This is a genomic window from Pseudomonas laurentiana (assembly GCF_014648275.1).
Lineage (GTDB): Bacteria > Pseudomonadota > Gammaproteobacteria > Pseudomonadales > Pseudomonadaceae > Aquipseudomonas > Aquipseudomonas laurentiana.
This window is the reverse complement of record NZ_BMQU01000002.1, coordinates 65,791-78,059: the sequence shown is the minus strand read 5'-3', so window position 1 is coordinate 78,059 and position 12,269 is coordinate 65,791. Positions and strand designations below refer to the sequence as shown.

Sequence of the window (12,269 nt, the reverse complement as noted above, 5' to 3'; positions counted from 1 at the left end):
AACAGGTTTTCGCGATTAACTAACCGCCAGATGAGCTCAGAAACGTCCTCAGGTCCGTTAGCGATCGAGTATTGAGGACATTCTGCTTCCCTAGCCAGGCTCTTCGCGCTTGAGCGACGCCGTAACGCAAATAGCCGAAGTCGGCGGTACGGTGCGCGTCCGAGTTGATGCAGATGAGCACACCTTCATCCATGGCGTACCGGCACTGGAGATCGAACAGGTCCATACGCTGCGGCTGAGCGTTCAGCTCAAGGCAGCAATTACGTTGCCTGGCTGCCTTGATAATTGCGGGCAAGTCCAGGTCCAGGGGTTCGCGCTCATTGATCAGCCGGCATAGCGGGTGTGCCAGAAGGGTGAAATAGCGGTGGTCCATGGCCCTTAACAGGCGCTGGGTTTGTTGACGCAGTGTCAGGCCGAAATGACTGTGTATTGCGCCTACCACCAGGTCAAGACGCCGCAGAATATCGTCCGGTAGATCCAGGCTACCGTCTTCGAGAATCTCAACTTCCACCCCCTTGAGGAGCGTGATGCCCCGCAAGCCGGCATTGATCAGATCAATCTGGTCAATGTGCTTGAGCAACCTGTCGACATCCAGCCCCTTCGCGATTCTGAGAGACCTTGAATGCTCAGTAATTGCCAGGTACTCCAGCCCGGCCTCCTGCGCAGCCAATGCCATCTCCTCCAGGCTGTTACTGCCATCTGAAGCACGGGTATGGGCATGCAAGTCACCTTTAAGGTCGCCCAGTTCAATCAACGTGGGCAGGCAACCGGCTAGTGCCGCAGCAATTTCACCACGATCCTCGCGCAGCTCAGGCACTATCCAAGGCAGCCCCAGCGCGTGGTAAACGGCGTCTTCAGTCGCGCTGGCCAGGCATTTTTTTGCCCTGAATACACCGTACTCACTGAGTTTCAAACCTTGTTTTTGAGCCCGCTGCCGAATCGCGATGTTATGTGCCTTGCTACCCGTGAAATACACCAGTGCAGCGCCGTAGACCGCTGGATCAACCACGCGCAGATCCACTTGCATACCTGAGCGCAGCATGACGCTGGCGCGTGTGCGCCCCTTTGCAAGCACGGTCGCAATGTCAGGGTGCTTGATGAGGTGTGCCACGACGCCCACCGAGTGCGCTGCGGCGACGAGAATATCAATATCACCAACGGTGTCGCGCATGCGTCGCAAGCTTCCGGCAACCGTGGCTGATGCGACGCCCGGGAGTTGTTTGAGGTACTCGGCCAGTCCTTGCGCCAGCGGAGCAACAACAGCCAATGGCAAACGGTGCTCCCTACCGATCCCCTTCTGTGCGGCACGCAGCAATCGAGCTTCCATTTTTTCGCCAAAACCAGCCAGTTGGCGGATGCGCCCTTGTTTGGCGGCCTGGCAAAGCTGCTCAATGGTTTCGATACCGAGATCGTGGTACAGGTGTTTGACTCGCTTGGACCCCAGGTCTGCAATGGAAAGCAGCTCGACCAAGCCTGCGGGTAATGTCGTTCGCAGCCGTTGGTGCAACGCGCAATCGCCGGTCGTTGCAATTTCGTGGATTTTGCCAGAGAGATCAGCCCCAATACCGCTGAGTTTGGGCAGAGGTTCACCCCGCGCAACCAGTTCCGACACCACCACGGTAGAAGCCCTTAGCGTCCGCGCCGCATTGCGGTAAGCCCGGATTCGGAAAGGGTTGGCGTCCTCGATCTCCAAAAGATCGGCGATATCATCAAAAATCGCGGCGATCTGATGATTACCGATCACCTGCGTCACCCTGGCGGGTGAAGATCGTGATTCGGGTGAGAGATCCTGAAGAGGCACCGCCGTAAGCTTCATAGCGCAATCCTGGCCCGATAGAGGTTGATGCTGCAGTCGGCATCATCACCGTCAGGTTCTGTTGGGAGAGGACTTGGTGAGATACTGCTCGAACCAGTCACCCGCGAGCCTGGCGACGTCCTCAAGCGCACCTGCCTCCTCGAAAAGATGCGTGGCGCCCGCCACCACCTCCAGGCGTTGCTCGCACTGCAGGGCCTGACTGCTTTGGTCGTTCAGCTTGAGCACCACCGGGTCCAGCGCACCGACGACTTGCAACGTAGGAGCCTTGACTCGAGGCAGGGCAGCTTCGGCAAGGTCGGTTCGCCCTCCCCGGCTGACTACCGCATGAATGACCTCCGGGCGCTCTGCAGCAGCCAGGAGTGCCGCCGCCGCACCGGTGCTCGCACCAAACAACCCTATCCGCAACGATTGCAGTTCAGCATTCCGGCCAATCCAGTCAATGACCTGAACCAGGCGCCGGGAAAGCAAGGGGATATCAAAACGTAGCTCCCGGGTGAGGTTGTCCAGCCGCTGCTCCGGCTCTGTAAGCAGGTCGAACAGTAAGGTAGCCAAACCGCGCCTGGACAAGTACGCCGCCACGCTTTGATTTCGCGGGCTTTGCCGACTACTGCCGCTACCATGAACGAAGACCACCAGGCCAACAGCGTTGTTCGGCAAACGCAAATCGGCTGATAGCTCCACATCATCCAACGCCATTTTTTGATAACGAGGCTCAAGCATCGGAAGGCTCCTGAAGTGTAACCCTCGTACCAGGCATCGGCGGTTGCCCAGTGTGGAACACCATTAACCGTGCATCATCACCCACTGTTGTCCAGAATCGTCCCTTGAAGCCTTACCGGGCTTGATCTATATCAAACCCATTGCGCCGCAAGGCAACCTGGAGCGCCAGCATCGTCATCGCGCTCCGCCCGCAACCCAACGCCCCGCTGATTGGCCACTGTTCCGGCTGAAACGGGAGAATCGGGAGCACCTGATGATGCGAGAAATAGACATCGGTAAAGCCTTCACGTTGATGGAGCCCGGCCCAGTGGTGTTGGTCACCACAAATAATGGCGAGAAGAACAACGTAATGACCCTCTCGTGGACCATGGTGATGGACTTCACTCCGGTATTTGCCATAACGACCGGGCCCTGGAATTACTCGTACACCGCTCTTCGCGACACCCGGGAATGCACGATATCAATCCCCACCGTGGACATGATCGATCAGGTCGTTGGGGTTGGAACGTGTTCAGGCGTCGACACGGACAAGTTTGCAACGTTCGGGCTAACGCCCGTTGACGGCAAGCATGTCCGGGCACCTTTGATCAAGGAGTGCCTGGCAAACATAGAGTGCAAAGTGATCGATATCATCCAGAAGCACAATATTGTGGTCCTTGAAGGCATCGCGGCGTACGTTGATAGCGCCCGAAAAGAGAAACGAACGATTCATGCCGTAGGGGACGGCACGTTCGTGATCGATGGACGTAAGTTGAATAGAAGAAAAATGATGCAGTCGAAGATCCCAGAGGGTGTCTAGCATCCGTACATGACGAGTGGCTACGGAGTTCCGTGTTTGCGGCCGTGCCACGCACATGCTAGCGAATCTGATGCTTATGCAGCAGCCGGTAGAAGGTCGGGCGGGAAACGCCAAGCACTCGTGCCGCAACACTCAGGTTATCGCTGTGTCGGTTGAGCACATCACACAGCGCCTGACGCTCAGCGCGATGCTTGTAGTCCTCCAGTGTGCCGATTGGCGTCACTTCGAACGCTGCCCCTTGCAAGCCCAGGTCCTGTGCTTCGATCTGTCGCCCTTCGGCCAGCACCAGGCCTCGACGTACTCGGTTGGCCAGCTCACGGACATTTCCCGGCCAGTCATGCCTACCCATTGCCGCGAGGGCGTCGTCACTGAATGACCGCGGGCGACGTCCGGTTTCCTGGCTGTAGAAATGAGAAAAATGGTTGGCCAGCATCGACAGGTCGCCATGGCGGTCACGCAGCGGCGCCGTCACGACCTGCAGCACATTAAGCCGGTAATACAGGTCTTCACGAAACCGTCCACGGGTGATCGCCGATTCGAGATCCACGTGAGTCGCCGCCAGCACCCGCACATCCACCGCAATAGGCTGACTGCCGCCGACCCTCTCAATATGTTTCTCCTGAAGGAAGCGCAACAGGTTGGCCTGCAACTCCAACGGCAGATCGCCGATCTCATCAAGAAACAATGTACCGGTGTTGGCCGCCTCGATTCGACCGACCTTGCGTTGATGGGCACCTGTAAACGCGCCTTTTTCGTGACCAAACAGCTCTGACTGAATCAGGTGCTCCGGAATGGCGCCGCAGTTGATCGCAACAAAGGGGTTGTCCCGGCGCTGCGACAGGCGATGCAGCGTGCGTGCAACCAGTTCCTTGCCGGTGCCGCTTTCGCCGCGAATCAGTACCGGTGACTCCGTAGGGGCAAGCTTGCTGAGCAACTTGCGCAGCTCACGAATCGGCTGGCTGTCACCCAGTAACTCGTGCTCGGATTCGTCCACATGTACCGGGCCCTTGCCGCGCAAACGTGCCATGCCAAAAGCACGACCCAAGGTGACCTGCACCCGGGAAACGTCGAACGGCAGGGTGTGAAAGTCGAAAAACCATTCACAGACAAAATCACCCACATTCTGCGCACGTAACTCCTCGGCGCTCAGCACTGCAATCCATTCGGTACCGCTGCGGCTGATCAAGTCCTTTACCGCATCCGGGTGTTGTAGGTGTGAAGCTTGCAAGCGCAGCAAGCCCACATCGCAACGTTGTTCAGTTGCGGCCGCCAAGGTGCAGCTATTGACATCCCAACCCACGCTGCGCAATCCGGGCAATAGGCGATGGCAGTCATCGCAGGGGTCAACGATGAGCAGGCGGCGACTCTGAACAGGCTCGAGCATGAACTATCCTTGACGCCAATTATTAGGAAAGTTAGTGAAAACAGCATGTTGGCAGGTCCGCTTGTAACAGTAGCAACGAACCATCAAGTTCCCACTACCGTCTGTCCGTCAAGGGGCTGCCGGAAAACCGCCCCGGGAATTTTCCATGCCGTTTGACATCAAAACTTCCAGGTCAAGAAGACGTGAGCGCGAAGCTTCTATTTTTTTAATGTGTGGTGTGACTCGAACACGCCCTGCGAGCATCAGTACAAGTAACTCACCGCCAATGCGGCTTCCATGAATGTTTGGGTATTACTAGAGGACCTGACCCGATGAACGCCTCGCTGCGTGTCAACGAAGCACTGCTTATTACCACCCACGCGTTTGAACCCTTCCAATGCGTAACGTGGGATTCACCTAACGGTACAGGCGAGCTGAGCCTGGCGGTGATCGACCGTACCAGCACCCGTATCGGCAGCAAGCAAGTCCCGAGCAGCACCTATTCCGACCCGGAGCAACTGGCGCATTTCATTGAAGAGGTGCGGGCTGAATTGAGCGAGAAAGGGTACAACCTACAACCCTGGACAATGCCCGAGTGAGTAGTGCGACCGATATGAAAGTGCGTCTTTTTGACGCACTTTCATACTGAGGTTTATGACGTCTTTATTGAACGGCGATATCAAATTGCCGTATCAGCCATCACTTAAGTAATGGCCCTACAACAGTTTGAACTGTTCGATGTGGCGATACTCGGCCTGTAGTTGTTCTGCCATCAAACGAGCGCGGCCCAGACGTAGTGGCGCCATTTCCATGTCGATCAACAGACTGCTGCAAGGGAGTGCCTGCAACGCTGGCCAGGCGCCAAGCCGCCCGTCGGTCAGTATCAGGCAACGCTGCTGTTCAGCCGGATAACGCTTGGCCCGCTGCAGCAACCACTGCCTGGCCTGCTCGAGGGCCGCCAACAGAGGTGTACCGCCGCCGGCGCCCAGTGCTTCCAGCCAAGGGCCGAACGCTGAGGATGCCTTTAAGCCCTGGCGCTGCCAACGCGGCTCGTCACCGCTGGCTGTCAACAGTGCCAAGCGTGCCCGTTGCCGGTAGGCCTGATCGAACAATTCGGCCAACACGCCCTTCGCCTGGCTCAACGCCTTGTGACGGCGGGTTGACGCCGAGGCATCGACAATCACCAGCCACAACTCATGGGGTGAGGCCGTACGCTGGATCCAGCATAAGTCGCGGCGTTGCCGTGGGCGCCCTTTGAGTAGTGTGGCCGGCCAGGCGACACGGCCATGTTTGCTGGCAACGGCTGTTCCGCGTTCGCCCTGCCTCAACCGCCCCGCATGTGGCCTTGCATCCGCCACGTTAGCGGTGGCTGGGCGGATGCTCAGGGCTTTTTTGGCCAGCTCGGTACCTCGCGGCGAGCGCCAGTAGCCACTGCCTGGGGTGGCAATGCCCCCCACTGCCCTTCGGCCTGCGCCTGCGTCTGGCTGCTGCCTGCCGACGTGGGCGATTGAGACTGAGGCGGCTCGGCTGCCGTGTTACGACGATGGCGCAATGCAAACTCTGCCACCGCGTCGATATCGCCTTCGCTGATATGCTGGGCACCGCGCCAGGCCGCATGGGCCCGTGCCGCGCGCAACCAGACCAGATCCGCCCGCAGTCCATCCACGCCCGCGGCAAAGCAGCGCTCGGTAATCTGTGCCAGAGCCTGATCATCCAAGGCAATGCCAGGCAAGCGCTCGCGCGCCTCATGGCAACGTCGCCTTAATGCCGCCTGCGCCTCTTCCCACTGCGCACAGAACGCTACAGGGTCACTATCAAACGCCAGGCGCCTACGGATAATGTGTCCACGCGCTTCCGGGAGCGGCTGCCCCTCCAGGGCCACATTCAGGCCGAAGCGGTCGAGCAGTTGCGGGCGCAGCTCGCCCTCCTCCGGGTTCATGGTGCCTATCAGCACAAAGCGCGCGCTGTGCCGGTGAGAAATGCCATCGCGCTCGATGCGGTTGGTGCCGCTGGCGGCGACGTCCAACAACAGGTCAACCAGATGGTCGGCCAGCAGGTTGACCTCATCCACATAGAGCACCCCACCGTCGGCTTTGGCCAGAACCCCCGGCGAGAACTGCGCACGGCCTTGCCCCAGCGCCACATCCAGATCAAGCGTACCCACCAGTCGCTCCTCCGTTGCTCCCAAGGGCAAGGTCACGAACGGCCCTTCACCGAGCAGGTCGGCCAAGCCACGGGCCAGGGTACTCTTGGCCATGCCTCGCGGCCCTTCGATCAGTACACCGCCGATCTTCGGATCGATGGCGGTCAGGCACAATGCCAGTTTCAGGTCATCGGCACCCACCACGGCAGCCAGCGGAAAATGTGCGGTTTCAGTCATTTCAGTTCTCTTCTTCACCGTCCAGCAGCTGTTCTTCAAGGGCCTCTTTATAGGCTCCTGGAGTTTCCCAGAGGCCTCGTTGCTGGGCTTCCAGCAAGCGCTCGGTGATGTCGCGCAAGGCATCGGGATTGTGCTGACGAATAAAATCCCGGGTCTCGCCATCCAATACATAAGCGTCGGCCAACGCCTGATAATGGTGATCGTCGATCAGGTGCGTGGTTGCGTCAAAGGCAAACAGGTTATCGACGGTCGCGGCCAACTCGAAAGCACCTTTGTAGCCATGCCGTTTAACCCCATCGATCCATTTGGGGTTCAGTGCCCTGGCGCGGATGACGCGGTTAAGCTCTTCTTTCAGGGTGCGAATACGCGGACGTTCCGGTTGACTGTGATCGCCATGGTAGCTGGCCACCGATTCGCCGCCGAGGCTTTCCGCGGCAGCCAGCATTCCGCCCTGGAACTGGTAGTAATCATTGGAGTCGAGCACGTCGTGTTCGTGGTTGTCCTGATTCTGCAGCACAGCCTGAACCTGGCTCAGGCGTTGGGCGAAATGGCCTCGGGCCGGAGTACCGTCGTCTGCACCGCCATAGGCGTAACCACCGTAATTCAGGTAAACCTCTGCCAGATCCTCGCGACGGCTCCACTGCCGGCCATCGATGGCGTTTTGCACACCAGCACCATAGGACCCCGGCTTGGCTCCGAACACCCGCCACCCTGCCTGACGCCGAGCCTGTTCCGGCTCGACGCCACTGACCAGCAGTTCCGCCTGTTCGGCTCGCACGCGTGCGGCCAATGGGTTGAGGTCGTCCGGCTCGTCCAGCGACGCAACCGCTTGCACCGCCGCATCGAAGAGCTTGATCAGGTTGCCGAAGGCATCCCGGAAAAAGCCCGAGACCCGCAAGGTCACATCGACCCGAGGTCGGTCCAGCAGGCTCAGCGGCAGAATCTCGAAATCATCGACCCGCTGACTGCCGCTGGCCCACACCGGCCTGACACCCATCAGCGCCATGGCTTGGGCAATGTCGTCACCGCCGGTACGCATGGTCGCTGTGCCCCATACCGACAACCCAAGCTGGCGCAGGTGGTCGCCATGATCCTGCAGGTGGCGTTCGAGGATCAGGTTGGCCGAGGCAAACCCCAGACGCCAAGCGGTTGTGGTTGGCAGGTTGCGCACGTCGACGGTATAGAAGTTACGGCCTGTCGGCAGTACGTCCAGTCGCCCGCGGCTGGGCGCGCCACTCGGACCGGCAGGTACGAATCGACCCTCCAGCGCATCGAGCAGGCCCTGCATTTCTGCCGGGCCGCAGGCATCCAGTTGTGGCGCGACGGTATCGACCAATGCCCGCAGAATCGCCCGAACATCATCCCAGGTTTGCGCTTCCGGGAGCTTGGTCACGCCCGCTAACGCCTGCTCGATCAAATACAGCGCATACAGTTCCAGCCGCTCGCGGGTGTCACCTGCTGTACGCCACGGGTCTGTACTGACTTCGTTGAGTGGCTGTGGCCGCGGACCTTGCCAGGTTGCGCCCAAATCACAATCCAGTGGATCGACGCCCAGGGCAAACGCCTTGGCCAAGGCCCTGGGCAAGCTGGCATGCTGACCTCGGCCATCGCCACGTTCTACTCGCAGCAGTGCTTGCAACGTGTCCAGGCGCAGACGTCCTTGGGGCGATTCACCGAACACATGCAGGCCGTCGCGTATCTGCGACTCCTTGAGGTCGCACAGGTAGGTATCCAGCTTTGGCAACCAGACGGCGGCGTCGTCCAGGCTGTTTTCCAACTGCAGTTCGCGGTCGATATGGTTGTCACGAACCAGCGCAAGGATATCGCGCTGCAGTTCTCTGGCCCGGCGCGGGTCGAGCAGTTGAGCCTCGTAATATTCGTCAGCCAGCAATTCCAGATTACGCAACGGGCCGTAGGTTTCCGCACGGGTCAGTGGCGGCATCAGGTGGTCGATGATCACCGCCTGCGTCCGGCGCTTGGCCTGGGCGCCTTCGCCCGGGTCGTTGACGATGAACGGATAGAGGTTTGGCAAAGGCCCGAGCAGTGCGTCGGGCCAGCACTGCGCCGAGAGCCCTACGCCTTTGCCGGGCAACCATTCCAGATTGCCGTGTTTGCCGACGTGAACCAGCGCGTCGACAGCAAAGCCATGGCGCAGCCAGAAGTAGAACGCCAGATAACCGTGAGGAGGCACCAGATCCGGGTCGTGATACACCGCACTGGGGTCCAGTTGATAGCCACGAGCAGGCTGAATGCCAACGAACGTCAGGCCAAAACGCAGGCCTGCAATCATCATGCGCCCACTGCGGAACATTGGGTCCTGTTCCGGTTCACCCCAGCGCGCCCTGACGGCATCCTGATTGGCCTGCGGCAAGGCAGCGAAGGCGGCGTGGTAGTCCTCCAAGGCCATGCTTTGCGCACAAGGGCGTTGATCGAGGCTATCCAGATCGTTGCTGACACCCCCGAGCAGGGCCTGGATCAATGCCGTGCCGGTGTCAGGCAAGGCGCCCACCGGGTACCCCTGCCCGTGCAAGGCACGCAGAATGTTCAGGGCGGCGGCCGGGGTGTCGAGCCCAACGCCGTTGCCGATTCGCCCATCCCGGGTTGGATAGTTGGCAAGCACCAGAGCGATACGCTTCTGGGCATTGGGCAACTGCGCCAGCTCACACCACCGGCGCGCCAGTTCGGCGACGAAGTCCATGCGTTCCGGTTGCGCGCGGTAACAGACAACATCCGACTGGCTGCGCTCGCTGCGCCAGGCCAGGTCTTTGAAACTGATCGGGCGGGTAATGATGCGTCCATCGAGTTCCGGCAAGGCGATATGCATCGCCAGGTCTCGCGCCCCCAAACCCTGTTCACTGGCCTGCCAGCCGGGTTCGTTGTCTTGGGCACAAATGGCCTGCAGCACTGGAATATCACGACGAAATGGCCGCAGGTGCGGCTTTTGCGGGCTGGACTGGGCAAAGCCGGTGGTATTGATGATCAGCGCCGCTTCAACCTGATCCAGCCATACCTCAACCTGTGCCAGACACTCGGCTTCCTTGAGGCTGGCCACTGCGATGGGCAAAGGGTTAAGCCCCGCGGCCTGAATACGCTCGCAGAAGACATCGATAAACGCAGTATTGGCCGCTTGCAGGTGCGAGCGATAGAACAGAATCGGAATCACCGGCTGGCTGGACACCCAGTCGCCGAACCAGTCTTCCAGCACGGCCGCTTCACGCCGAGGGTGATACACCACCGTGCGCGGCAGTTGCTGCGGTGCATCCCAGGCGTAGTCACGCCCGAGCCACTGACTGGCCATGCATTTGAAGAGGTTCAGTGCATTGGCTTTGCCGCCCTGCCGCAAAAAGTGCCAGAGACGCTCTGCCTCTGGCGCCGGCACGTTACCGAGGCGGGTTAACTCCGGGTCTGGGCGGTCATCGCCCGGAACCAGAATCAACTGAACCCCTTGAGCCGTCAGGGCGACCAATTGCTCTACACCATAGCGCCAGTATCCGATGCCTCCGTGCAGCGACACCAGGATGACTTTGGCGTGACGCAGCACCTGGTCGACGTACAGATCTACCGACGCATGGTTCTGCACTTGCATCGGGTTGGCCAAGCGCAGGCTGGGATAATCCTCCGGCAACTGCCGGGCCGTTTCGGCCAGCAGTGCCAGATGTGAATCACCGCTGCAGAGAATGACCAGTTCGGCGGGTGTCTGGCCGAGATCGGCAATACTGTCATCCGGCACAAAACCGCCGGGCTGGGTCCGCAGCAGGTGCATGGATCAGGCGCCCAACGCGGTACGCAGTTCCGCTTCCAGGCGCTGGGCGTCGAGCGCCTGACCGATCAGCACCAGGCGAGTACTGCGTGGCTCGTCGGTGCGCCAGGCACGATCGAAGTGCTTGTCGAAGCGCGTGCCCACGCCCTGAATCAGCAGGCGCATCGGCTTGCCCGGGATGGCGGCAAAGCCTTTTGCGCGGAGGATGCCGTGACGCACGACCAGTTGGGTCAAGGCATCCAGCAGGAGGCTTTCGTCGGCTTCAGGCAGCTCGATCGAGATGGAGTCGAACGCATCGTGATCATGATCATCATGGTCTTCACCGTCGTGATGGCTGTCATGGTGCGTACGACGACCGTCGATGTGCGCTTCCGACTCGGCGCTCAACCCCAGCAATACCTCAAGCGGCAGACGGCCGCTGCTGGCTTCGACGACCTTGACCGCTGGCGGCAGCTCTTCAGCCACTTCCGCGCGTACTGCCGCCAAGGCATGCGCCTCGATCAGATCAGCCTTGTTCAATACCACCAGGTCGGCACTGGCCAACTGGTCGGCGAACAGCTCATGCAGCGGCGACTCGTGGTCAAGGTTCGGGTCCAGTTTACGCTGGGCATCCACCTGGTCCGGGTACGCCGCAAACGTACCGGCAGCCACGGCTGGGCTGTCGACCACGGTAATAACAGCATCAACCGTGCAGGCGTTACGGATTTCCGGCCACTGGAAGGCCTGTACCAACGGCTTTGGCAGGGCCAGGCCACTGGTCTCGATGAGGATATGATCCAGATCGCCGCGACGCGCTACCAGTTCGCGCATGACCGGGAAGAACTCTTCCTGCACCGTGCAACACAGGCAGCCGTTGGCCAGTTCGTATACCCGGCCATTGGCCTCTTCTTCGGTGCAGCCGATGCTGCATTGCTTGAGAATCTCGCCGTCGATGCCCAGCTCGCCAAATTCATTGACGATGACTGCAATACGGCGACCCTGGGCATTGTCGAGCATATGCCGCAACAGGGTGGTCTTGCCCGAGCCGAGGAAGCCGGTAACGATGGTGACGGGGAGTTTTGCCAGTGTTTTCATGTCGTTGCCCTTGGCAGCAATGGCGGGCGGGCACGACGAAAACTACGGGCGCAATGTGCCCGTGCGCGTTCGCTACCGGATCACCCCGCCCGGTTGAATGTCGGAAACTGTCCGAGGCAGGTCTCCTGGCTTGCGTCGTGCTGGCGAACGTGCCAGCGGCACCGGCGCCTTCCCGCAAAACTACGCAGTGGCAATGCCAGGCTTTGCAACGCTTACAGTTGCGGGGGCAGCCGCGGCTTCAACCGCGTTCCCGTCTTAGCTCCGGGCTGACCGGAGAACCTCGAAACGGCAAGGCTACGCAGTCGCTCTGGACCGGTCAACCGCTGTTGTCATTGACGTGCACTGCCGCCCGTGATT

At 60.1% G+C, this 12,269-nt stretch carries 9 protein-coding genes and 1 riboswitch; of the genes, 2 read left to right on the top strand and 7 right to left on the bottom strand.

All coding sequences use genetic code 11. The annotated features are described in order from the left end of the window. Nucleotides 1–19: 19 nt before the first annotated feature. A complete protein-coding gene (gene polX / locus IE038_RS02315; protein WP_189395046.1) occupies nt 20–1,816 on the bottom strand; it encodes a DNA polymerase/3'-5' exonuclease PolX in 1,797 nt (598 codons plus the stop codon). A 51-nt stretch (nt 1,817–1,867) separates the two neighbouring features. Next, nucleotides 1,868–2,536, bottom strand: coding sequence for a dienelactone hydrolase family protein (locus IE038_RS02310; RefSeq protein ID WP_189395045.1), 669 nt, complete (start codon nt 2,534–2,536; stop codon nt 1,868–1,870). Nucleotides 2,537–2,657: 121 nt separating this feature from the next. Here IE038_RS02310 and IE038_RS02305 point away from each other — a divergent pair, with 121 nt between their 5' ends. After that, nucleotides 2,658–3,335 (top strand): flavin reductase family protein, encoded by a 678-nt coding sequence (locus IE038_RS02305; RefSeq protein WP_229775586.1) that lies wholly within the window; start codon nt 2,658–2,660, stop codon nt 3,333–3,335. Between the two features lie 58 nt (nt 3,336–3,393). Here IE038_RS02305 and IE038_RS02300 read toward each other — a convergent pair whose 3' ends face one another. After that, nucleotides 3,394–4,719 carry a sigma-54 dependent transcriptional regulator gene (locus IE038_RS02300; RefSeq protein ID WP_163933809.1) on the bottom strand — a complete coding sequence of 442 codons (1,326 nt, stop codon included), beginning with the start codon at nt 4,717–4,719 and terminating at the stop codon, nt 3,394–3,396. Nucleotides 4,720–5,030: 311 nt separating this feature from the next. Here IE038_RS02300 and IE038_RS02295 point away from each other — a divergent pair, with 311 nt between their 5' ends. After that, the gene (locus IE038_RS02295) at nt 5,031–5,297 is read left to right on the top strand and encodes a hypothetical protein (protein WP_163933806.1); all 267 of its coding nucleotides are present in this window, start codon (nt 5,031–5,033) and stop codon (nt 5,295–5,297) included. Nucleotides 5,298–5,414: 117 nt separating this feature from the next. Here the strand turns inward: IE038_RS02295 and IE038_RS02290 are convergent, their stop codons facing one another. Genes IE038_RS02290 through cobW form a run of 4 tightly spaced genes read right to left on the bottom strand, consistent with a single transcriptional unit; the run spans nt 5,415 to nt 11,912 of the window. Further along, on the bottom strand, nt 5,415–6,155 hold the full coding sequence (locus tag IE038_RS02290; protein ID WP_163933804.1) for a vWA domain-containing protein: 741 nt from the start codon (nt 6,153–6,155) through the stop codon (nt 5,415–5,417). Next, a complete protein-coding gene (locus tag IE038_RS02285) occupies nt 6,080–7,078 on the bottom strand; it encodes a magnesium chelatase ATPase subunit I (protein ID WP_163933801.1) in 999 nt (332 codons plus the stop codon). Before IE038_RS02285 ends, IE038_RS02290 begins: the two co-directional genes overlap by 76 nt. 1 nt (nt 7,079) lies before the next feature. Then, on the bottom strand, nt 7,080–10,841 hold the full coding sequence (cobN, locus tag IE038_RS02280; RefSeq protein WP_189395044.1) for a cobaltochelatase subunit CobN: 3,762 nt from the start codon (nt 10,839–10,841) through the stop codon (nt 7,080–7,082). A gap of 3 nt (nt 10,842–10,844) precedes the next feature. Continuing rightward, nucleotides 10,845–11,912: a cobalamin biosynthesis protein CobW gene (cobW, locus tag IE038_RS02275; RefSeq protein ID WP_163933798.1), complete on the bottom strand. Its 1,068-nt coding sequence runs from the start codon at nt 11,910–11,912 to the stop codon at nt 10,845–10,847. 98 nt (nt 11,913–12,010) lie between these two features. Further along, nucleotides 12,011–12,210, bottom strand: a riboswitch (cobalamin riboswitch). Nucleotides 12,211–12,269: the final 59 nt, after the last annotated feature.

What these genes read in the sequence shown, in the direction of transcription:
- IE038_RS02285 (WP_163933801.1), bottom strand. Translation starts at nt 7,078, where the DNA reads ATGACTGAAACCGCACATTTTCCGCTGGCTGCCGTGGTGGGTGCCGAT.
- IE038_RS02310 (WP_189395045.1), bottom strand. Translation starts at nt 2,536, where the DNA reads ATGCTTGAGCCTCGTTATCAAAAAATGGCGTTGGATGATGTGGAGCTA.
- IE038_RS02300 (WP_163933809.1), bottom strand. Translation starts at nt 4,719, where the DNA reads ATGCTCGAGCCTGTTCAGAGTCGCCGCCTGCTCATCGTTGACCCCTGC.
- IE038_RS02295 (WP_163933806.1), top strand. Translation starts at nt 5,031, where the DNA reads ATGAACGCCTCGCTGCGTGTCAACGAAGCACTGCTTATTACCACCCAC.
- polX (WP_189395046.1), bottom strand. Translation starts at nt 1,816, where the DNA reads ATGAAGCTTACGGCGGTGCCTCTTCAGGATCTCTCACCCGAATCACGA.
- cobW (WP_163933798.1), bottom strand. Translation starts at nt 11,912, where the DNA reads ATGAAAACACTGGCAAAACTCCCCGTCACCATCGTTACCGGCTTCCTC.
- cobN (WP_189395044.1), bottom strand. Translation starts at nt 10,841, where the DNA reads ATGCACCTGCTGCGGACCCAGCCCGGCGGTTTTGTGCCGGATGACAGT.